Below are 23,271 nucleotides of genomic sequence, written 5' to 3' on the forward strand. Positions count from 1 at the left end.
CTGTCAGGTGGCCCTGAAGCATGGCTGGTGGGCGCAGGGGGAAAATATTTTGACGATCCTCTTGCTAAAACGAATAATATTTACATTATATTTATGGCTCCTTTGAAGGTCATGCCTAAAAACTCACTAAGTGCAAACTATCACTGAAACAGCGGAAAACACGCAATTATTCGATTATGCTCATTGGAATGCTCAGTTGCCTACGCTAAGCAATGATTACCAGGGGGCCAGTCCTTATCCTCATATTGTATTGGAAAATTTCATGAATCCCGATGTGTTGGCTACCTGCGCCCGGGAGTTTGATAAATTGAATGAGGAAGAAGGATGGATCAACTATGTTCATTACAATGAAAACAAAGCCGGGTTGAATAAACTCGACCTCTTGCCAGCCACTATCAAGCGGACGATCAATGAACTGAATTCTCCCGAATTCCTGGAATTTCTTAGTACGTTGACGGGCATCAAAGGTTTGATGAAAGATGACCTCCTGGAAGGAGGCGGCATACATCAGTCCAAAAGAGGCGGTTACCTGAATATCCATGCCGATTTCACGGTACATCCGCACCATCGTCACTGGCAGCGCCGGGTAAATGTGCTGGTATACCTCAACCCCGACTGGGTAGAGGAGTGGGGCGGTAAGCTGGAACTGTGGGATACACAGATGAAGGCTTGCGAAAAGAAAGTGTTGCCCATTTTTAATCGCTGCGTGATTTTTAATACAGACGCCGATTCCTACCACGGCCATCCGGAACCGACTACCTGCCCGGAAGACCGCCACAGGAGATCCATCGCGCTGTATTATTATACCGAAGAAGCTCAGCCTTTCCGCAGAGCTACCCATTACATGGTACGCCCCGGGGAAGAGAAAAAGAAATTTATGGTGAAACTGGATAATACCATGGTGGCTGTTTATACAGAAATCAAAGGTATGCTGGGGTCAAACGATAAAGTGATCAGTAAGGTATTGCGGTTCTTCTCCCGTAAGAAAAAGAAATAGCATACCGGCTTCAAATAATAAAAGAAAAGGCGTTGAAATTATTTCAACGCCTTTTTTTTATCCTATAACCGGTTACTTCACCGGTATTTCTCTTTTCAGGAATACAAATCCATTCTTACGATACAGCTCTTTTAAGGAATATTGTTTGTAATCATCTACCCGGTCTACTTTGGTGACAAAATAAGTCGGTTTGTCAATATCGCCTGATAACAGCCAGGATTCCTCATAAGAGTTTGGATTCGTTGGCTTCTCTTTGTGGGTATAGAAGAAAGGGGCGTAGCTCCAGTAACCTAAGCAGGTCACATAACAATCTTCTCCCTGGCGCTGCTCGAAAAACTCAATTGCGGCGGCTTGTGAGTACTTCTCCACTTTCGGCACAATGATAGCGGCGGCCATGAAAATAACCAGGCCTGTTCCTACAAAGTAAGCGGTGGCAGCTTTGATAAAGGCGTGTTTGCGCAACTGTATTAATCCTATAATAATAGTCACTACCATCAGGATGCCCACTGAACCTTCCAGTCCGCTCCAGTGTACATCGGCAGCCATATTGGCCTGCGCAAAGGTGTCGTGAACATAAGGTATCAGTCGTTTGATATTGAGGGCAATCAGCGTAACAGCCAGCAGTACGATGGCAATAATCGCTCCCAGGATGGTGGTTAATACGCCCACATATTTTTTGTAATCCATCTCTTTTCTATCCCATTTATAAAAGGAATAGGCGGCGAGGAAGGTAACCGGGAACCAGGCGAGCGACGAGTAGTGGATAATACGGGATTGTACTATGGTAAACAAAACCGTTACCACCCAGAACAACAGGATCATCCAGATTTTAAAATCTTTATCATACTTGCTGGTGTAACGTCCTTTGAAGAAGGCGGGGATCGCAAAAAGAGAGGCCGGGAAACAGCCGATGAGCAGCACTATGTAGTGATACCCGAAGAAGCCTGCCTGTCCGGCATCGTGAGTGGTAAAGAGACGGTATTGGTACTTTAAGAACTCAGTAATAAACCACGGGCCGTTTTTGGCTGTTTCGTATCCGTACCAGGTGAGGGTAACCAAAGCTGTCACGATCAGGAACAGCAACGCATGCCACCAGTTAAAATAGATCCTGAAACGGTTGTAAATGAAATACACGCCCAATACCATCAGGAACACCATCAGCGCTACCTGTCCTTTGGTAAGGATGGCCAACCCCATAAAAATACCCGACCAAACGGCATAAACGACCGGTTTTTTATCCAGCCCTTCCTTATCAAATCCGTTTCGCTTCCAGTGGTACAATATGAAGTAGTAGAGTGCCAGGAAGGTAAACAGGTTAAACCACGGATCGATAATACCGGATTTAAAGTACATATTAGGGAAAAGGGAGCCGCCAAAGGCCAACGCCCAAAGAATACCAAACTTTCTATCGTATAACCGGGTACCACAAACGAAAAGTACTATCAGCGTTACGATGCCACAAACAGCGTTGGGAAAGCGTGCAGCAAATTCATTGACCCCAAATATTTTCATGGACAAGCTTTGCATCCAGAAGAACATGGGCGGTTTCTCCCAAAACGGCTTAAAATTGACATAAATCCTGGTATAATCGTCCAGCTTCAGCATTTCCCTGGAACATTCAGCAAAGTTGATCTCGTCCCAATCGAACAGGTGCACACGCCCCAGGAAAGGAATGAAAAAAAGCGCTGCAATCACGGCCAGTAATAGAATAGTCGATAGTTTGGGTGTACGCATATGTACTATATGTAAATGATTGTATTGAACAAATATATGTTGGTATATTATCATTTACAAATCTGCCGGGGAAATGGCTGCCATCAATCCCCTGCTGCCTCCCTGGAAAGGAAGCAGGCAGGGGGATTTGATTCAGGGCTCAATTATACTTCAGTTGGATAGTGATTTTCCATATACCAGGTTTCCGGATAGCAAAGTCAAACCAGAAATTAAAGTAATCGCCATTAATATCACCGTTGTTGTACAGGTCAATTCTGCGCACCTTGCCCTGCACATAAGGTATCGGAAAGGTCTCCACTTCCAGTTCCAGGTGGTCCGGGAAAGCGGTGTACTTCGTCGGGTTGTTCAGTCCCAGGTGATGCCAGTCCCTTAGGTCCTCCACTGCGGGATCAGTGGAGTAATCATATCCTATCAGTTTTTCCGGGTCAACAGGCGTGCCGTCTTTTTTTAAGACATATACCAGGATTTTATTACCGGTTTCTGACAACCTTTCAAAAGTGCCGTCAATACCGGTTAATTTCCCATCAATACCGGGCGATAAAAAGGAGTAGGGCAATGCATAGCTGATATCCAATTTCATGGCACTTTTCAATAGTTGCTCGCCTGCACTGTTCTTCACTTTTACATCAATGAGGTATTTGCCTTTGGTAAGCCGGAAGGAATCCGTTGCTTCGGGATATATAATGATGTCGCCATTCTCCGGGTTGATATCAATAGCGGGGCGGTTTACTTTGGTCCGCTTACCATCTGTTTCCTGTGCTGTTTTATCTTTATCGGAGTACTCAGCATTCCAGAAGTAAGTATCTACCCTGTAGTTCATCACTTTGTCGGCTATATCACCATTTTCATAACGGATAGCCTCTATGGTAAACTGCAACGGCTTGGTGGATTCATCTGTTACCATGGCGCCTGTCCGGATAAGTGTTGCGCCAACACTCACCTTGACCGATGGATTGGTGTATTTGAGCGCCGGACTTAAGAAACCATCTGTCTTGTCTTTCTCGCAGGAAATAACAAACAGCGGGACCATCAGCCACAACAGGTATTTTATTGTCAGTGTTTTTTTCATGATGATAATAATTGAAACATGATGTAATGGCTGTATCCTATCGGTTATACAGCTGCTTTAACCCGGCACCGAAACTGGAACCTTCATTCAGCACATGTACAACGGCATTGGCGGTGATCAGGTTATGTGTCTGCATCTTGCCGACATATTTTACGGTATCTGTTCCGGGGATTTTGAGGTGTTCAAATTCAATGGTGAAGGCCGACGTTTGTATTGTGCTTCCGCCGGGTTTTATCCCGCCGTCAGTACCATAGATGTATAAGCTGTCTCCGTTGCCGGCACGGTAGAATTTCTTCTTGTCCTTTACAGCCTGCTCCAGCGTTATTTTTGCGTTGGGGATAATAAACCTGTTGAGCAGCAACAGCAAGGTGTCTTTCGGAATTTCGGCCAGTGGTTTGGGGGCTTGTTTGTCATCCGGCACATAATTCAGCTGGAGGCGCCTGATGCCTTTATTAGGCACTGCAAAAAAAGTGATGTTCGCCTGGTTGACAAGCGCCTTTGAATTGGTGAGATCAATGATCTTTACCAGTGAATCAAACATGTGGTTGGACCTGCTCGCGAGAAAATCATATACAGAAAGATTTTTCTCGGCTTCTGACTGGCCTGACAACCCTCCGTCCATATAGTAATTGTCCTTTCTGCAGGAAGCCAGTGCCACAGCGGCAGCTATTATAACTAATACGATTGTTCTAATTGAAATATTCTTTTTCATACGATATCATTTTCAGGGACTGTAAAAATTATCTCCAGAAATCGTTTTGCGTGATCATAAAATTACTTTTCGCGATGATGTTCTGATCGATCGGAAGCAGCCATGCACCGCGTTCGTACCAGTCGGTCATGGTAATCTTCGAATCTTTGTTCAGCTTCCTCGTCCTTACCAGGTCAAAGAAATACTGCCCTTCTCCGATCAGCTCTTTCCTGCGTTCCAGCAGAATAGTATCTCCCAGGATGCCGCCGCCCGTATAAGCGGGAGCAAAGGCCCGGGCCCTTACCTGGTTCAGGAGCAAAATAGCTTCGCCGGTCCTGCCTACCGACGGATGGGCGAGCGCCTCTGCACGCAGCAGCAGGATATCCGGCAAGCGGGTAATGATAATGTTGGACTCATTGATATTTTGTGAAGAGGTATCGCCTTTCAGTTGTAACGTTCTGTATTTGCCTAGAAATACCCGCTTTTCAGCACCTACAGGTTGCAAAACAGTTTCTTTGATAAACCAGGTAAAGAAGCGTGCATCACGGACAGCTGTAGGGAACATGGTCGTGAGTTGCACCTGGGAAGGAGAAAGAATGAACCTGTCAGTTCCACCACCGCCATCTGAAGCATCGGTGTACCAGGGCCTGCCCAGTGTTCTGTTAAATACGCGGTTTTTCTGCAATTCCCTCGAAGCAGCATCAAAATTGAGTTCGAAGATGCTTTCTTTTGATTTGCCAACGAAGATGCTCAGCAGGTTGGTGGTATCAGTAACAAGGCTATACGTTCCTTTGGTAATAACACTGTCGCATAATTTTTCACAGCCGGAAAAATCCTGCAGCCATCCTAGCACGTGCGCCTTGATAGCCCATGCCGCACCCCTGGTAGCTCTCACTGCTCTGTCACCATCGCCATAGTCAATGTCCAGGTTGGCAATAGCCACGTCCAGGTCTGCCTTGATCTGATCGAATACTGCTGCCTGCGGTGTCCTCGCAAGATTTTCTATATTCACGCTTTTAAGGTTCAGTGGTACATCCCCCCAGAAACGCACGAGATAAAAGTAGGTGAGCGCACGGATAAAACTGGCTTCCCCGGTATGTCTTTTTCTGAGCTGCTCGTCGTAATTATTGATCAGCGGAATTTTTTCCAGTACCAGGTTACATTGTGCTATCACGGTGTAGAACTGTGCCCAGTTGCCACCACCGTTGTTGATAAGGGCATTGGCCGAATTGGTGGCAATGGGTGTTTCCACACGAACGTTTACACTCTGGCTATAGCTGGAGAACACATCTGCACGTACATCGCCCATGAGAAATATCTTATCGGGAACGACTGCACGAAGAAAGGAGTAAGCTGCGGCGATCCCTTTTTCCACGTCTGCGGAAGAGGTAATGGCATTCTCCGCGGTAGGCAGTTCTATGACGGCAGGTTCCAGTATCTTTTTGCAGGAGGAAACGAACGCAACAGACACCAGCAAAACGATGATCAGTATATGTTTTGGGTAATATATCTTTTTCATATGACTAAAATTAAAAGTTGAAACCACAGTTAAATTTGTAGGGGATCGGGTACCCGTTTCCAAGGTCATAACCGTAACTGTCTACGTTCTCCGGATCTACCCCGCTGTACCTGGTGAGAATAAACACATTGTTCATACCACCGTATACCCGCAACCTCCTGATGTGTAAACGGCTCAGCATGGAGGTGGAAAAATCATAGGCGAGGTTGACGTTATTGAGCCTGATAAAGCTGCCGTCTTCCAGGAACAGGTCTGTGTTGGTTTCGTAGTTGCCGATGAAATCATAGCTGGACAAGCCATAGTACCGCCATGGATTCAGTACTGGGTATTTGGCATGGGTATGATCGGGGCGCCAGAAATCAAGGTCCGATACGTCCAGCAGGTTTCTTTGTCCGCCGGGATAGTTCACATTTTCGCTGGCAGTCCAGCTGACGGCTTTGATACGGTCGGCCAGTACTTTATTGAAAACTTTTCCGCCAACAGAATAGTTGAAGAAGAGGTCCAACTGTAGGGTGGAGTTGTTTTTGAACCGGTAACTGAAATTGTGTGAAAAGCTGCCGGAAAATTTAGGATTGGGGTCGCCGCAGTAAACACGGTCTGAATTGTCCATCACACCGATTCTGCCATCGCCATTTACATCCAGCAGCGCAATGTCTCCTGCACGGTACGGGTCCTGCGAGGCAAAGCCGCTTGTATTGGGATACAGCCGGGTGCCGGTATATTTATTGACCGGAACAGATGCATCATCCGGATATACTCCCAGGTACTTCAGCAAATAAAAGCCATTTAGCGGACGGCCTATCTGCAGGTAAGGTTGACCAACGGCATAATTGCTCCTCGACACACTTCTGCCGAAATCGGGTAATCGCGTCAGCTCATTGCGGTTGACGGCGCCGATGAAAGTGGTGGAATACTGGAAATTTTTCCCCGGCCTGGTAATATAGGCGGTGATAGCGGCTTCGTAGCCATAGTTCCTTACAGCGCCACTGTTGACAAAGCGGGACGCATATCCGCTGGTGCTGTTCAATGCATCCGGGAACAGGAAGCCGTCGGTGTTCTTGTTGTAATAATCGAGCGTCATGGTTAACCGGCTGTTGAAGAACTCCAGGTCCAGGCCAATACCCTGATCTTTGGTCGTTTGCCAGGTAAGCTGAGGCAGCGCTATACCGTTGCCACCACCGTAGTTCGGCGCCAGCAGGGGTACATTGTTGTAAGTGGCATTATCGCCGCTCTTTGTTTGATAGGCTCCTACTGCCAGGTAGTTGTCTTCATACTGCGTACCGGACTTCCCTGTACTAGCCCTGATCTTACCGAAGTTCAGCCAGCGGCCGATATTTTTGCGCACGAATTTTTCTTCTGTAAACACCCATCCTGCTGACAGGGAAGGGAAATATCCCCATCGGTTGTCCTTACCGAATTTGGAAGATCCGTCAGCACGGATCACCCCTTGCAACAAATATTTTTTATCATAGTTGTAAGACAGCCTGGAGTAATAGGACAGCAATCCATATCTGATATTATGTGTTTCCAGTTTGAGGTTGGACTGCGGATAACCCTGTATTACCTGCTGTGCGTCGCTGGGTCCGCCGGTGGCAGCACCCAATATGTTATTGTTCTCACTGGTGTTGATGGTATTCCCCACCACAACATCAACGCTATGTTTGTGGAACGTCTGGTAATAGCGGAGGAATGTTTCGCTCAACAGGTTGACCCTTTCCTGTGAATAATAGGACGCTGCCGCTTTATTGTCCGTCCTGGTAGCAGACGGCTCAAAGTTGCGTGTGCGGTAGAATTCATAGTTACCAGAGGCCCTGGAGGTAAGGTTCAGGAATTTGAAGATATCATAACTTACTTCCAGTTGTGCCAACACTCTCCTGGTAAGATCGATGTTCACCCCCTTATTATACGATTCCAGGAATGAATCAAAAAAGCCGCTATTGGGGCCCGGACGGAAAGAAGAAGAGAAGTTGTTGCCCACTACTGCGGCATTGTAGGTATCGCCTCTTTTCTGGCTGGCGTCTGTCTGGCTTAAATTGGCACGACCGGTAATCGTTAATCTCGAAGTAGGTTTGAAGATGCCGTTATAGGTTAAAGAGAACCTGGAGAAACCGGAGCCGAGCACAATGCCTTTCTCCTTGTAATAGTCCACTCCAATGCGATAGCTGGCGTTTTCCGTAGCGCCGCTGATACCCAGGTTTATGTTTTTTAGGTCAGCATCGCGGAAGTATAACCGCTGCCAGTCGGTAGAATTATTATAGAAACTGTTCAGGCTATCTGTGAGTTCGATAGGCATATCGGTAGATCCTCCGCCTACCTTGGAGGATTTATATTGATTATAGAGTGCTATTTTATAATCACGTTCTGCTTTACCTCCCAGCGTCTTACGGAGAGAAGGGTAATAGGTTAAGCCATATTGTGCATTAAGCGTTACAATAGGTTTGCCTATTTTACCGCGTTTGGTGTTGATGATGATAACGCCGTTGGCGCCTCTTGATCCGTAGATAGCTGTTGCGGATGCATCTTTCAGTACATCTACCGATTCCAGGTCAAAGGGACTGAAACCTGCGAGCACACTGGTAATTGCCTGACGGGGATCAGAAGGGTTGAATACATCCTGTTCCAGCGGCACCCCGTCAATGATAAAGAGGGGCGTGCTCACCACATTCGAATTGGCGGAATTGGAGAAAGAGGCAAGCCCCCTGATCTGTACCATGCTGCGTCCTCCTGGCATACCGGAATTATTCTGTACCAGCAATCCCGGTGCAAGGCCCTGCAACAACCCCTCAATAGAAGCGCTGGGTTTATTTTGTAATTGAGAGCCTTTGATGGTGGAGATGGCCGCCGTGGTTTCCCGTCTTTTTTGGGTGCCATAACCTACTGTTACGTTCACCTCCTGTAGTTGAGAAGAGGTAGGTTGCAGGGTAATGAGCAGGCTTTGTAAGGTGTTTCTTACCAGCTGATGTTTCTGGGAGGTATTGCTGACGCTGATCTGGCCATTGTTTAGCCGGAGCACAAGCGGATCAAATCCGACGGAAGTGATAACGAGCGCGCCGTTCTCCGGAACACGTGCGAGACTGAATTTCCCGTTTTCATCAGCGGTGGTGCCTTGCCGGGAGCCCTGTACCATCACGGTAGCACCGATAATAGGCTGATTGTCCGGACTGAGAATACGGCCGGCGACCGATACCATCTGCTGCGTTGCCTGCTGTGCAGCGAGCACTGTGACGATCTTGTCATTGATTTCAAAAGTAAATGGTTGGTCCTTGAAAACCTGTTCCAACGCGTTTTGCAGCGAGGTGTTCTTCAGGTTTACGGTCACGGGCAGCGCATTTTGGGCAAACCGTGCATCGAACACAAAGGAATGTCCTGTTTGGGCACGGATAGTAGCAAGTACCTGCTCCAGCCGGGCGCCCGTGACCTGGATATTTACTGGCTGTGAAAAGGCCGCTGCAGTAGTTTCCAGAAACAGGCAGGCCGAGAGTATGACCCAACGGGCATAGCTCTTCCAATGGCCCACCACGTGGCCACATGTAGTCCTCATAAAAATTGATTTTGGGTGAGTGAATCTTGGTTGATATCCCCCGGTTATTGTTTATCTACTGATAACCGGTCATTGTTCAGTTTAAACTTTATATTGCTTGTTTTCTCAATGGCGCTTAAAAGCTGTGGCAATGGCGTGCTTCGTGGCAACTGACCATATAATCTTCCGGCGGGCAGAGAAGAAAAATCTACCTCCACATCATACCATCGTTGCAACTGATGCAGTACTACACTGAGTTCCGTGTTGGAGAAATAAAACAGGTCTGACATCCAGGCAATACCTTCCTGTGGGTCTGTTTTTTTTACCCGCAGCAGACTGTTTTCCAGTGTCGCCTGTTCTCCGGGAGCGAGTACGGCTGCTTTGCCGCCGTTTTCCGGTTCAATGCTGATGCTGCCTTCTACCAGGGAGGTGTTGGTATATGGTTCGTCCGTATAGGCTTTGACGTTAAAGGAAGTCCCCAGCACCCTGACGGCTTGCTGGCTTGTTGCTACCAGGAATGGTCTGTTGGCATCTTTGGCCACTTCAAAATATGCTTCTCCGTCCAGCTCTACTTTCCGCTGTGCATTATTGAAAAGAGTGGGGTAACGCAGGGAGGAAGAGGCATTGAGCCATACCCGCGTACCGTCGGGGAGCACTACTTTAAAATGTTTACCTCTTGGTGTGGAGAGCGTGTTATACGTGGTGGTGGCTCCGCCCGTTGTTGACTGCGCGATATAGGTAAGCGTTCCTTTTTCACTGTTGACGGCCTGTGTGCCCTGCTGGTCAATGACACGCCCGCTGGCAGTGGTGTCCAACGTCACCTGCCGGCCATCGGCAAGTACCAGCGTAACGCCGGCATGTTTATGTATAGGTCCGGCGGCAGCCAGTGTTGCTTTTTCACCTGTATGACGGGATGGTATGAAAAAACGATAGGAGATAACAGACAACAGCAGGGCCAGGCTGGCGGCGGCCCCGATCAATACCGGCTTTAACCGGAATACGGGCTTCTTTTTCCCGGTTTCCTGCATGCCACTGCTATGGGCTATCCTGCTTAGCAAAGCGGCTGCTTCGCTGGCGGAGAACATGTTTTCCTGCGCGGCGGTGAGGTCCGGCAACTGCGCAAACAGTTCATCATACCGCTCCCTTGCGCCAGGATCGGCGAGTAGCTCATGCAGCTCCTGCCGCTCCGCGGGGGTAATGCGGCCATCTATAGCCCGGTGAAACAAATAATTCAGCCTGTCTTCCTGCATAGGGAGTCCTTTGATTTTGGTTGTCTGTATATATAAAGACAACAAAAGGGGCAAAAAAGGAGATATGGAAAGGAAAATATTTTTCGCTATTTAAAAAAATCGCTGGCGGCGAGCGAAAATAATATGGTGACACGTAGACTTATAAACTGATGGATAAACCTAAGTGCCAGCTGATTGTATTTCTTTACAGAATCGGTGGACAGGTTCATACGGTTGGCAATTTCCGGGTTCTTGTAACCCTGGGCCCGCAACAGGAAAACGGTCCGCTGCTGCGCGGGAAGCGCATCTATGGCTTTATCCAGGATATCCAGGCGCTCATCGGACTTGTTGTCCTGCTGTAATACGTTCCTGAAATATTCTTCCTGTTTCTTTCTTTCTGTAACGAGCTTTGTAAGATAATTAAGCGTGTGATTCCGTAAAATGATAAAGAGGTAGGCGTTGAACTGTTTGACCTGCAGGAGTTTTTCCCGGTCTTTCCACAGCTTTACAAATACATCCTGCAGTATTTCCTCTGTTTGTTCCCGGGAACAAACAATCGCATTGATGACAATGCCCGCGTTGTTAACGTAGCCATGAAAAAGCTGTGCGAACGCCTGCTCACTGCCGCCGGCAATTTGTCTTATTATTTCCTGCTCATTATCTATACTCTTCAGACTCATGGTTGATATAGAATATTGGTTGGCTGTGATTTTGGTAAGTCTGGTGGGATACAAGGCAATATTAGCTATCCTGGTTGAAATAATGAATTATTTTTTAACATTAGACTATTGTAAATTATCCGTGTAACGAATTTAATCAAAAAAAAACCGGACAAAGGAAGAATAATTCCACTTTGTCCGGTTGCCGCCGGAAGCGAGCTTATTATTGGGTCGTTTTCATCAATATCCGCGGGCTCTTGTCAGCCGTACAAACAATTTTTTCCCCGAGCCATCACGGTTTGTTTTATACAAATTCCAGGTGTTGGCATCTACCGCCTCCAGGTGAAATGACATGGAAGGCTTCGCTAGTTCTGTTCTTACCCAGCGGGGGAAGGCATTCGCAGCCCTGGCATCTTCCCAGGTCCTTATCGTCTTAAAAATCTCGTTCTTCTGAGGGCAGCTCTCCACATCCTTCTGGTTCAAATATAAACTATAGGTGGTGCCTACCCCTACGGAAATGGCCTGTATGTGTTCATATTGTATAGCGGTTGAATGGGCCTTGATAGGGAAATTACCGCCCATGCCTACCGGGAAAAAGTTGGCATAAGTAACGTCCCGGAGATCTTTACCCTGGCTGGTGGTGCTTCCCCACTCCCTGGTATCGGCATCGTACAGGTTCTTTCCCCCGCCTACATTCCAGATACTTTGGTAGTGCCAGGAACCTTCCGATAAAGTAGCGCCGGTAAAGCGGATGGATGGCAACCCCAGCTTAGCGGCTCTTTCAAACATCTTGCGGAAGAAACGTTTGGCGGAGTAGTAGCCATGTCCATTGTTAAACAGAAACTCCTGGCCATCGAGATCATAGTATCTTAAGCCATTGAGGTGGCAGACATCCGCATAGTACGCCGCAATTTCATCCTGTAACTGCATATTCGGAATGATGCCGTCATATCCATAATTAATTGTTACCTGGAGTTTATAGACGGTATCCCTCACCTGATGGCTGGCTGGTTGTGTATGCCAGTAGCCCCGTTTTACATTGAGCAGCCGGTAAGGCGCCTTATCCGAAACGCCCAGGTAGTGGATCAATTCCTTCCCGATTTTTATCATATTGAGATTGGCGCAATGTCCTTCCCAGCTGGCAATTTCTTCCAGGTGCTTAGGGTCATCCACTACAATGATGGTGTCGGTAGGGCTAAGGGCTGTCATCAGCAAACGGCGCTGCTGGTAGCACAGGCTGTCACTCGGTACAGGGCTTGCGTCCAGGGTACCCGGCGCCAACGCATTGGTGATCGTGGTCCTTCCTATGGTAACACCATGTTTAGCGGCCATGTCGGCAAATGTTTTGTGCGACACGTTGCCTGCGGTCAAATGTATGGGCTGCTTCTCAAAATTCTTTCCATCGATGTAACCACTATTGCCCCGGTCGGGTCTTAAGAAACCCTGATCATATAAGCTGATGGTCTTAAAGCCCAGCCTCGCCGTATAGGATATAATGCTGTCATACAAATTGCCGCTGGTAATAGCGTCCGGAACATAGGCCGCCGGGTCTTTTACCCATCTGCCATTAATCGTTGGATAAGGAAGTTGCTCCGACAGTACAATACGCTGTACCACGTCCAGCAAAGCAGTACTGTCCGGGCTGCCCCATAAGGCGATGGAAGAGCCTATATAATCCACTCCCGGTAATGGCTGCACTTGTATGTGGTTAGGAATGTTGGCCGGCATATTTGGGATCAGCGAATAGTTCACCTCTCTTTCAAAAGAGCGGTCCCTCGACTGGTAAATAATGGATATCCTTCCTTTGGCGTCAACGCTGGCCGCATTGCCATACATGATCCTGTAATAGGGTTCCTTGTGGGCATAAAAAGCTACGTCGCTCACGCCATCGCCGCCCAGCGAAAATACCTGGCCTTCATGCAGACTGTCAGGCAAGGGGTAACGTTTGGCATCAGGAGAATGGATAATATATTGGAACGGCGCCGCGTCAGCGATAGTTTCCGCGGTCCCTCCCAGGGTATTGTCATTTAAGGCAAACATGCCAATGGCGTAATTCACGGCACGACTGGTGTCGCGGCTCACGCCAATGATTTCGCCGAACAGGTTGGTGATATTGGTATGATACGCCCCCCATTGAATGACATCGATGCCATTCCGCGGAGCAAGCGATTGCAGGGTTAGTTTGAAATATTTTTCCTGTGGCAGAATGGCAATTTTTGCCACTGATCCGTTGGCGTAACTAAGCAACAGGGTTTTATCACCCTTGTTATAGGTAGCTTTTATGGGTTGATAGGATACTTTTTGCTGGCTGTTATATAAGCTCATCAAAGGAGAAGGCTTGTCGGCCGGACTGAATTCCCTGTTGGGTGTCACGGTGGTATTCTTCATACTGGTGATCCATCCCTTGCCATCAATGTGAATTTTAAAATAAGCAGTATTAAAATCACATTGCGCAAAAAGGCCGGTGGTAAGCGTGCATGCAGTAACCAGCGTAATAATTTTCTTTATGACCATTGTGTAAAAATAGGGAAGAAAGGGGGCGGAATACAGTGCGAAATTAGCTAATTCCTATGTTTTATTTGCCCGAGGGCCCTTCTTCCCGCACAACAGTAGCAGATTTTACGCCGGAGCGGTAAGGTGGCTACTGCATGAATTTCCGGATGTTGTTTTCCAGCTGTCCCAACCTTTCCTGACCGGCCACATCGTTGGCAATAAGAACGATCCCCAATTGTTGGTCCGGGTACAGGGTACAAAGTGTATTGAATCCAAGTTTGGTGTTTCCGTCGTGATAAAAATAACGTTGCCCGTTTTCCAGATTTGTCATCCAGCCGAGGCCCAGCCCAAACCCGTCTGTTGTTTTATGAAAGGTGATCTGATGAGACAGCTTTACAGCCTTGTTTTTCTCTGCCAACTGAGCCTGCAGATAACTGACCATATCACTGATCGTCGCATTCATGGTAGGGCCTATAAAATAGCCTTCCAGGTTAATGTATGTTACCTGGTTGCCCTGGCGATTGTATCCCTGCGCCGCATGGCTTAGCTCAGCCTGGGTAAGTATAGGCGTGGTATGCGACATGCCAAAGTGCTTTTGCAGGTAGGTGGTTACTACCTGGTCATAGGGCTGCTGATAAATCCGTTCCACTATCCATGTCAGTAACATATAGGCTGCACTGTTATACCTGAACCTGGCGCCTGGTAAGGTGTCGGGCTTCAACTTATGAAGGTCAGCGAGCAGGCTGTCCTGGTTGTAGGTGGCGAAAAAGGCAGCCTGTTCAGGGAGTGATTTCCCTTTGAGGAGGTTGGCGGCCCAGGAATAGTCATGAAACGTGGTGGGCAAGCCGGAAGTATGATTCGCTAAATCCACCAGCCGTATGGGCTGACCGTTGAATTGCAGATTGTCGAATGTTCCGGGTAAATATTTCCGGATATCGTCCTGGAGGTCCGCTTTTCTGTCAACCACCGCCGCAGCTAGCATGGTTGCAACAAACGTTTTAGCCACGGAGCCGATATTATAATAAAGCTCCGAAGGCATAAGCTGGCCACTGCCTTTTACATTTTCGCCATAACGGTATAGCTGCCGATGTCCGTTTTGGGTTAATCCGATGACCAAACCATTGGCAGAGCTGTCTTTCAGATAAATCAGCGCTGCCTGGTGCACCGCTGAATCAAGCTTGCTTTTTAAGGGATTATCAGTCAGATTGTTTTGTTGGGCACGGGTTTTAACGCCTGCGAATAAACAGGTTATGGTGATGACGCTTATGCTAAGGGCGCTTTTCATATTTTGTATGTTTATAGTAAAGTTGGACCGGCGGAGTTTGGTCATGTGAATATAAGTAAACGGATAACAGCAGGCAATAAGGGGCCATACATTCCAGTCATAATATCCCCCTCATAATGTCGTATCTTCCTACTGTGGTTGCGAAAAACCATGGTTATCTTTATCAAACAGAATCCAAAAAAAAATGAGGAAATTAATTGCGGCAATCAATATGACGCTGGATGGCAATTGCGACCATAGGGCGGGGATAGCGGATGATGAACTACATCACCATTATACGGAACTGTTACGCCATTCCGACACCGTCCTGTATGGAAGAATAACTTACCAGCTGATGGAAAGCTATTGGCCGGATGTGGTGAAAAATCCTACCGGCAACCCATCAACGGATGAATTTGCGGTAGCAATGGAGAATATCTCCAAAGTGGTTTTTTCCCATACGCTGAAACATCTTGACTGGGAAAGCGCCACACTGGCGAAGAGAGACATTGAGGAAGAGGTTTTAGCGCTGAGGCAACAACCCGGCAAAGATATTTTGGTAGGCAGCCGGAGCTTAATTATAACCTTACTGAACCTCCATTTGATTGATGAATTCCAACTCTGTATTCAGCCAATTATAGCAGGAAAGGGCCTGTCATTATTCGAAAACATCAACGATAGAATTGTTCTTCACCTCAAAAAAACAAAGACCTTTGGCTCAGGCGCGACCGTGTTTTACTATGAACCCCGTAAACCGTGATGTTGCGGTATATCGTGATTACTTTATCCATGCTATCAGCGTTACAGCGCTTAGCCACCCCATAATGAGCACCACGCACCAACCTATCACCTGCATCCATACCGGGTACCTGTAGTCGCGCATCAGTTTCTTTTTTACCGTAGCTATCAATATAACGGCCAATGCTACCGGTAAGATAAGGCCATTTAATGCACCGGCTGTAATTAGGAGCTGTACCGGGTTTCCAACGAAAACAAAGATGATGGTGGAGAAAACAATAAAGAAAGATATGACCCAACGTTCATAGGCTGATATCAGCGGGTGAAATGTTTTAAGAAAAGACACAGAGGTATAAGCAGCGCCCACAACTGATGTAATGGCTGCGCTCCACATGACCACCCCGAAGAACCGATAGCCTGCTATGCCCGCCACTATGCGGAATACGGAAGCCGGTGGATTGCTGCTGTCCAGTGAAATGCCTTTGGTCACTACGCCCAGCGTGGCAAGGAATAGTACGGTGCGCATAATACCGGTGATGATGATGCCGCTGACAGCGCTCTTGTTGACCAGCTTTAGCTGCCCCGTTCCGCTGATGCCTGCATCCAGCAGCCGGTGTGCGCCGGCAAAACTGATATAACCGCCAACGGTCCCGCCAACCAGTGTAATGATCGCTTTGGTATCGATAACGGAAGGCCAAACGGTTTGCCGGATGGCTTCTCCAAGTGGAGGCTCGGAGCTGATGGCGATGTAGATGGTCAGCAATACCATCAATAGGCCCAGCCAGCGGGTAAACTGATCGAGCATATACCCCATCTCCTTTATCCAGAAAACGAACAATGCAATACCACAGCTGAGTAGCGCTCCATAAATTGTGTCCATGCCTGTGATCACCTGTATGCCTAGTCCGCATCCGGCTATATTTCCGATGTTGAAAGCCAGTCCGCCAAGTACTACCAATGCGGCCAGCAGGTAACCCAGTCCCGGCAACAGGTCATTGGCGAGGTCCTGCGCGCGGCGTTCCGTGATAGCCAGCACACGCCATATGTTGAGTTGCGCGCCGATATCCAGTAAGATGGATATCAGCACCACAAAGCCGAAAGCAGCGCCCAGCTGCCAGGTGAAAACAGTGGTTTGTGTCAGGAAGCCCGGCCCGATAGCGGAGGTCGCCATCAGGAAAGCGGCGCCCATAATGGCGGAAGATTTTTGTTTACTCACGGATGTTGGATAGTTAAATGATGATCAAGCAAGGCTGTATGTATGGCGCGGGCATATTCCAGGGCATGTGCACCATCTCCGTGCAGGCAGATGGTTTCCGCTTTCAGCGGAACAATTTTCCCGGACAGCGCGGTCACCTCCTGCCGGGTGACCATTTGTAATACCTGTTTAACTGCCAGCGTTTCATTTTCAATCATAGCGTCTGGTTGTGAGCGGGCCGTCAGTGAACCGTCATCCTGGTACGTTCTGTCGGCAAATACTTCGCTGACGGTCTTCAGTCCGGCTGCTGCCGCTGCACTGATCAGCAAACTGTTACTCAGTCCGAAGAGCCGTAAACGGCTATCGACATCCTTTACGGCTTTTGCAATGATTTGCGCCATCGCAGGTATACGGGCGGCCATATTATACAGTGCGCCATGTGGTTTTACATGATGCAGTGGCACGCCATGGACGCGGCAGATAGTCTGCAGGGCATATATCTGCGCGCACACCAGGTCATAAAGCGCCGGATCTGTGAGCTGTTGTTCCCTGCGTCCGAAGTGCTCCCGGTCTGCAAATCCGGGGTGTGCTCCTATGGCTACTTTATGTTCTGTTGCCAGCAGTACGGTTTTGTTCATGATGTCTGCATTGCCGGCATGGTAGCCACAGGCAATGTTGGCACTGGAGATAAAGGGCATGATAGCTGCGTCATTGTCCAGCCCTTCGCCCATGTCACAATTAAGATCAATATAATTCATATGGCAATAACCATTTTTCCAAATGTAACTGACAGGCATGCCGGAGGTAGCGTATCGCTTTTTCCTGTTGCCATAAAGCTTGTTCCGCCGCTTCAAGGCCGGTGATACTGAACTGCAATGATTGCCCCGGCTGATATTGGGCCAGCGTAGGCATATCGGCGGTCATGACATGTGCTGCTACCGGATAACCGCCGGTAGTCTGATGATCAGCCATCAGTATGATCAGCTGACCGTCGGGGAGGAGCTGTATGGCTCCTCTGCATATACCGGCAGACAACTGTTCCTCTTTTTTAATGGTGTGCAGGGGCGCACCATTCAGCCGGAATCCCATACGGTCGCTGTGGGGACCTATCCGGAAACTGCTGCTGATGAGTTGTTGTTGTGACGGAGCGTCCAGCATATCCCAGCAGGCGCCAGGCAATACGCGGATGGTGTCTTGTTTATTGTACAGGTGATCAGTGGCTGCTGTCCATGGGAATATTTTCGGTTGTTTCTCACCGACAGGCTGTGGTGATGTATCGAAAGGTAGTTTATCGTTTTTCCGGAGGGCCCTGCCTTTAAAGCCACCCTGCGCTACCTTAAGATGTGTGCTGCAGCTGCCGAGCCATGGTGTCAGTGAGAAGCCATGACGCACAGCCAGGTAACAACGTGCTCCGGTGCGTAGTTTTTCAAAAGCAAGTGTGGCGCCTGCATGAACATATAGTAGTTTGTGCAGTGGTACGGCCTGTCCGTCGATAGTCGCGCCGAAATCCGCTCCTGCCAAGGCAATCAGGGCTGGGGTTTCAAACAGGTATTTGCCTGCGGGAAAATGTAATTCCAGTACCGCTTCATTGCCAGGGTTACCAGTGAGTGCATTTGCTACGGCCATGGCTATACGGTCCATGACACCGCCGGGATTGATCCCCAGGTGTTGAAAACCATATCTGCCGCTGTCCTGTATGGTGTCCATGATGCCCTGTTGTAATACTACTATGCTCATGGCTGCTGTTGTATCTGTTTGAAAACTTCCAGTGTAACTGGTATGAATTGTACACGGTCTCCGGGCCGGCAATAACAGGGATCTGCCCTGGTGGCATCAAACATCCGCAATGGTGTTTGCCCTATTATATTCCAGCCTCCGGGGGAGGCCAGTGGATAGATGCCCGTCTGTATGCCTGCGATGCCAACGCTGCCGGCGGGCACGTGTAGCCGTGGCTGTTGCCTGCGCGGGGTTTGCAGCGCTGCACAGACTTCTCCCATATAAGGAAATCCCGGCAGGAAACCTGTCAGATACACCGTGTAAATTGTCTGTGAATGCCAGGCGATGATATCTGTGATGGTTACATTCCGGGAAGCGGCCATCTCCGTTATGTCCAGGCCCAGGGAAGGATCATAACATACCGGAATTTGCAGCTCCCGGGGAGCAGGAGAGGCGATGGCTTCCTGCGTCGTGGTTTTCTCCCGGATATAGGCCGTCATCCACTGCAACCCTGGTACACGTTCGTTGCACCTGAGCTGCGCCGCATCATACACGATGGTCAAGGAGGCATATGCCGGTATCAGGTCAAGGATATAGGGACATGACCGGGAGAGTAGGCTATGATAGGTTTTCATGACTTCCTGATGGACTGCCATACTTATTTTCTGCTCCCATTTCAGGATAACAGCACGGTCTCCAAGCGGATGTACGGCATAATCAGGATTCATAGTAACCAAGATAATGAATTTCTGATTGGTATCAGGGTGATTTATTACCTTAATACATCATAACCTTGTTCTGTATTAATTTATCAAGTGCCAATGATACTGCTATGAACAGAATTATTATATCCCTTACGCTATTGCTCTGCTGGGGCGCCAGTCAAAAAACCAGTGCACAGCAATCTCAGTCACCCTTCCGGTTTAAAAGTTATGCCAGAACGCTGAATGTATCTCCCCATGGGAGCATGTCCATCACCACGAGGGCCGGGGAAATCGCTTATGCCGACTCGGCCAGTGGACTATGGCGCAGTATATCACCCATGGATGGAGGAACGAATTCCTATGGATGGTTATTGGAACGTACAAATCTGTTTAATAATGATACCGCCTTTACATCAGGGTTCATCGAAAACGAACGTAAATATGATGTCATTTACAGAACGGAGAATGGGGGAGAGAACTGGACCCGGGTGTATTTCGGACAGGACGGATGGATAGATGCAGCTGTAAGCCTTTCCAATGGGGAAGCCTGGATGACCGTCGCAGGAAAAGGTATTGCGCATACAGCTGATTTTGGAAAAACCTGGGAAATTTCACCGGTAGCGGATTTGAAACAGCGTTATACCAAAATGTTTTGCAATAATAAGCAGGAAGGAATAATGGGGGCTGGTTGGAACTCGCTGGCTTATTCTTCCAATAACGGTAAAAGCTGGAAGTTACTCGCTACTCCGTTGGACCAGAAAAAATATAATAAGACAATACCAGATAAGCGGCCGGAGTTTGATGCTGTTGCCATCTTTAAAAACTACTTTCTCGTGAAACAGGAGGGGCTGGTTTTTATTTCTGAAAAGGATTCTTTAGCATGGAGGCATATCAGGAATATAGAACATTTTTACGTAGATCCGGAACATGATGAATTGTACCTCCGGTTGAAAGATAAATCTATTGTACATGTAGATGAGCGACTGGACACGGTTGCAGTAGGTAAAGTTACAGATGAGCCATTTTCGGGAACTTGTATAAACCGTAAACTTTATTTGCTCGCCGGTAATAATCTTCTTTGTATATCGGGAGATAAAAGTATGAAGCAGTTTCCTATCCTGAGCGCAGGTGTTACTAAGGAGGAACCTTCAGTATTTGGGACATCTCCCGATGGTAAATACTATTATGGTATTTCTGGTGATGTAATTTATAAAAAGAAACTGGAAAAGGATAAATGGGTGCCTGTACTGAAACTTCGGCTACAGCCTGATCTCAATACATTGACATTTAATCCGCAAAAGAATGAAATCGCATTCGGGGCGAACAACGATTCTATTTATCATGCAGATATAGACAATGGTAAGATGAGGGTTAATCGGAGTGGGCAATATCTATCCCTGTTTCAGCAGCATCCTGTTAGCCGGATAATTGTCTCTTTGGGTAGCCAGGGTTGTTTTCATGGCTATAGTGACAATCTCGAATATGAGAGAAACGGGAACGAATTTGTATTGATGGATAATAATTCCAAAGGAACGGATCATACAAAAAAAATAAATTCTTCGGTGGAGGTAATACAGGCAGCTGACGTGGACCAGTTGGTGAAAGCTGTATGTAATGATAACAAAAGGATGCCGGGCATTGTTGATTTTGGATTTACGCAGAAGGAATATGAACAGTGTAAAAAGGATATTCAGGCGTTTAGTGTTGATAGAAAAATAAAGAACGGGCCAGGAAAACCTTCTTTCTACATCGGAGAAAATAATGTTGATTTTAATAAACTGATTTTATTAGTAGACAGTGTCCAAACGCTGGACAGTGCTGCTATCGGTAAAATCCTGCTGAATAGTGATCCTTTCATAAGTACTACTACCAACTGGATGTCAATCATGCTGGTGAATGATAATGAGGAGGTTTTGCAAATACAGTATTCCTATTCCGGATATCCCAATGCCATGCGTTTACCATGTGCTTTGGTTTTTAATGAAGAAAGGTTGCCTGCGTTTACACCGGAGATTACCCGTTTCCTGGATAAAAATTGCCCTCCCTTAATGAAAGACAGGAACCGAATGCCATTGTTGTATGATATGGTAAAGTACCTGTATTCCTTGAAGATGGAATAAATAAGGGATAGTCCAACGTATTACAATCAAAAGCGCAGGCACTACTGCCTGCGCTTTTATTTCCCGAATACCTGATTTAACACCAAGTACCTCAGCAAAAGTAGTTTTAGGCAGCTCTGCCATTCAGCGGGTAAAACCAATGAAAAACGCCTGATGGCAAAAATATTTCCCTTGCCGCTGTCCAATTTCCCTATTCCCGGTTGTTTTTATAATGAAACAATTTATTCCTGACAATAATATTTTTACCATGAACAGAAGAAAAGCAATTTTTGGATTGATGATCCTCTGCAGTGTTGCACTTCCGGGGGTAAACTACGCTCAAACGCCGCCAACAGTAAATAAATCAAAAAAGGAGGTAATTATGACAACCGAAAAAAACAAAGCAAGGGATGAAGCCCGGATTCGGCAACAAATCGACAATTTTGTTAAGGCGTTTCGCACTAAGGACTTGAATTTGATGATGTCTCTTTACGCTCCTGGATTCGTAGCGTTCGACATCGTGCCTCCGTTGCAGGACGTGGGAACGGATACGTATAGAAATGTTTGGGAAAAAGTATTCGTTTTTTTTCAGAACCCTATTGATTTCGAGACACGCGACCTAACCATTGCCACGGGCACTGACGTGGCATTCAGCCACCAGCTCCTTCGGCTACAGACAACAATGGCGAACGGGCAGAAGGTTGATCGTTGGGAACGTCTAACCTTTTGCTTCCGTAAAATTGATGGAATTTGGCTGATTGCGCACGAGCATGTTTCGGTGCCTGCTGACCTTGGCAGTGGTAGAGCGATACTGGACCTCCAACCTTAAATAAGACCTTATCCACGATCAGTCATCGCATATTGTTTTCAAACCTCCAGATGTTTATCCGGTAAAACAAAATGTCTGCTTAAGTGTTTTACCTACAATAGATAAGCTTAATCACGGTCCGTATATATTATCATATTATTGGTCATCACCTACCAAACAAAACCCGCAGCTATTGCTGCGGGTTTCTTTTCATTCGTCGGGATGACTGGACAAGATTTGTATATTTTTTAGACAGTGGAACACTTTTACTTTAGCATCATTATAAACTTAAAAAATAAAATAATGCAAGCACAATTAATCACGTATCAATTAAAAGATATTTCTCAAGCGGAATATCTTAAGCAAATGGTAGAACCAGATGCACCAATTTTAGCGGAAGTAAATGGGCTTATTTCAAAAGTTTGGTTGGCAGACGAAGAAAAAAATACTTTTGGCGGCTTCTATTTATGGGAAAACAAAACCGCAATGGAGGACTTTATGCATTCTGATCTGGTAAAAGCAATTGTAAGCCGACCGTTCGTAAAGAATGTTTCTTCAGTTGACTATGAAGTAAATCAAAAGGCTTCATTAATTACCCGGGGACTCAAATAGGAAGTAGATCTTCTATTGTGGTGACAGAAGCACTATCGCTAACATAGGTTTGGCGTAATGGGAGGCTTTGCAAATACAGTATTCGTATTCCGGATATCCCAATGCCATGCGGGGGATAGTCCAACGTATTTTGATCAAAAATGCAGGCAATATCACCTGCGTTTTTGATTGACAGTCCTCTTTTGAATTGGTTACATGTTTCCTTCCTGGGTCTTATCCCTGTT

Annotated in this window: 18 protein-coding genes; 5 read left to right on the forward strand and 13 right to left on the reverse strand. The window is 47.2% G+C overall.

Translation table 11 applies throughout. The annotated features are described in order from the left end of the window. Positions 1 to 130 precede the first annotated feature (130 nt). Complete coding sequence (locus HHL17_RS13210; protein WP_317166552.1) at positions 131 to 997, forward strand: 2OG-Fe(II) oxygenase; 867 nt, start codon at positions 131 to 133, stop codon at positions 995 to 997. Between the two features lie 72 nt (positions 998 to 1,069). On the opposite strand, the gene HHL17_RS13215 is transcribed toward HHL17_RS13210, so the two are convergent. From HHL17_RS13215 to HHL17_RS13255, 9 genes are all read right to left on the reverse strand, one after another. After that, positions 1,070 to 2,731: an ArnT family glycosyltransferase gene (locus tag HHL17_RS13215; RefSeq protein WP_169225181.1), complete on the reverse strand. Its 1,662-nt coding sequence runs from the start codon at positions 2,729 to 2,731 to the stop codon at positions 1,070 to 1,072. 139 nt (positions 2,732 to 2,870) lie between these two features. After that, entirely contained in the window at positions 2,871 to 3,800 is a 930-nt protein-coding gene (locus HHL17_RS13220) for a DUF5007 domain-containing protein (RefSeq protein WP_169225182.1), read from the reverse strand. A 37-nt stretch (positions 3,801 to 3,837) separates the two neighbouring features. After that, positions 3,838 to 4,512, reverse strand: a complete 675-nt coding sequence (locus tag HHL17_RS13225) for a hypothetical protein (protein WP_169225183.1) — start codon at positions 4,510 to 4,512, stop codon at positions 3,838 to 3,840. Between the two features lie 28 nt (positions 4,513 to 4,540). Beyond that, positions 4,541 to 6,010, reverse strand: coding sequence for a RagB/SusD family nutrient uptake outer membrane protein (locus HHL17_RS13230; RefSeq protein WP_169225184.1), 1,470 nt, complete (start codon positions 6,008 to 6,010; stop codon positions 4,541 to 4,543). 10 nt (positions 6,011 to 6,020) lie between these two features. Further along, entirely contained in the window at positions 6,021 to 9,551 is a 3,531-nt protein-coding gene (locus HHL17_RS13235) for a SusC/RagA family TonB-linked outer membrane protein (protein WP_169225185.1), read from the reverse strand. Between the two features lie 44 nt (positions 9,552 to 9,595). Beyond that, positions 9,596 to 10,780, reverse strand: coding sequence for a FecR family protein (locus tag HHL17_RS13240; protein WP_169225186.1), 1,185 nt, complete (start codon positions 10,778 to 10,780; stop codon positions 9,596 to 9,598). Positions 10,781 to 10,866: 86 nt separating this feature from the next. Beyond that, positions 10,867 to 11,439 (reverse strand): sigma-70 family RNA polymerase sigma factor, encoded by a 573-nt coding sequence (locus HHL17_RS13245; RefSeq protein WP_169225187.1) that lies wholly within the window; start codon positions 11,437 to 11,439, stop codon positions 10,867 to 10,869. Positions 11,440 to 11,658: 219 nt separating this feature from the next. Continuing rightward, positions 11,659 to 13,932: a hypothetical protein gene (locus HHL17_RS13250; RefSeq protein ID WP_169225188.1), complete on the reverse strand. Its 2,274-nt coding sequence runs from the start codon at positions 13,930 to 13,932 to the stop codon at positions 11,659 to 11,661. A gap of 127 nt (positions 13,933 to 14,059) precedes the next feature. Continuing rightward, complete coding sequence (locus HHL17_RS13255) at positions 14,060 to 15,196, reverse strand: serine hydrolase domain-containing protein (RefSeq protein ID WP_169225189.1); 1,137 nt, start codon at positions 15,194 to 15,196, stop codon at positions 14,060 to 14,062. 184 nt (positions 15,197 to 15,380) lie between these two features. On the opposite strand from HHL17_RS13255, the gene HHL17_RS13260 reads away from it, so the two are divergent. Then, positions 15,381 to 15,935, forward strand: a complete 555-nt coding sequence (locus HHL17_RS13260) for a dihydrofolate reductase family protein (RefSeq protein ID WP_169225190.1) — start codon at positions 15,381 to 15,383, stop codon at positions 15,933 to 15,935. A gap of 18 nt (positions 15,936 to 15,953) precedes the next feature. On the opposite strand, the gene HHL17_RS13265 is transcribed toward HHL17_RS13260, so the two are convergent. Genes HHL17_RS13265 through pxpB form a run of 4 tightly spaced genes read right to left on the reverse strand, consistent with a single transcriptional unit; the run spans position 15,954 to position 19,552 of the window. After that, complete coding sequence (locus HHL17_RS13265) at positions 15,954 to 17,129, reverse strand: NRAMP family divalent metal transporter (RefSeq protein WP_317166553.1); 1,176 nt, start codon at positions 17,127 to 17,129, stop codon at positions 15,954 to 15,956. After that, the gene (locus HHL17_RS13270; RefSeq protein WP_169225191.1) at positions 17,126 to 17,866 is read right to left on the reverse strand and encodes a 5-oxoprolinase subunit PxpA; all 741 of its coding nucleotides are present in this window, start codon (positions 17,864 to 17,866) and stop codon (positions 17,126 to 17,128) included. The genes HHL17_RS13265 and HHL17_RS13270 overlap by 4 nt, the downstream gene beginning before the upstream one ends. Further along, positions 17,853 to 18,845, reverse strand: coding sequence for a 5-oxoprolinase subunit C family protein (locus tag HHL17_RS13275; RefSeq protein ID WP_169225192.1), 993 nt, complete (start codon positions 18,843 to 18,845; stop codon positions 17,853 to 17,855). The genes HHL17_RS13270 and HHL17_RS13275 overlap by 14 nt, the downstream gene beginning before the upstream one ends. Beyond that, complete coding sequence (pxpB, locus tag HHL17_RS13280) at positions 18,842 to 19,552, reverse strand: 5-oxoprolinase subunit PxpB (protein WP_169225193.1); 711 nt, start codon at positions 19,550 to 19,552, stop codon at positions 18,842 to 18,844. Before pxpB ends, HHL17_RS13275 begins: the two co-directional genes overlap by 4 nt. 464 nt (positions 19,553 to 20,016) lie before the next feature. Between pxpB and HHL17_RS13285 the strand changes: the two genes are divergently transcribed. The 3 genes from HHL17_RS13285 to HHL17_RS13295 all read left to right on the forward strand — a co-directional run bounded on the left by HHL17_RS13285 (position 20,017) and on the right by HHL17_RS13295 (position 23,047). Beyond that, a complete protein-coding gene (locus HHL17_RS13285) occupies positions 20,017 to 21,648 on the forward strand; it encodes a WD40/YVTN/BNR-like repeat-containing protein (protein ID WP_169225194.1) in 1,632 nt (543 codons plus the stop codon). Positions 21,649 to 21,895: 247 nt separating this feature from the next. Continuing rightward, positions 21,896 to 22,456, forward strand: coding sequence for a YybH family protein (locus HHL17_RS13290; RefSeq protein WP_206155976.1), 561 nt, complete (start codon positions 21,896 to 21,898; stop codon positions 22,454 to 22,456). Between the two features lie 282 nt (positions 22,457 to 22,738). Next, positions 22,739 to 23,047, forward strand: a complete 309-nt coding sequence (locus tag HHL17_RS13295) for a YdhR family protein (protein WP_169225195.1) — start codon at positions 22,739 to 22,741, stop codon at positions 23,045 to 23,047. Positions 23,048 to 23,271 lie beyond the last annotated feature (224 nt).

The sequence above is a fragment of the Chitinophaga fulva genome (assembly GCF_012927205.1).
In the GTDB taxonomy this organism is placed as follows: domain Bacteria; phylum Bacteroidota; class Bacteroidia; order Chitinophagales; family Chitinophagaceae; genus Chitinophaga; species Chitinophaga fulva.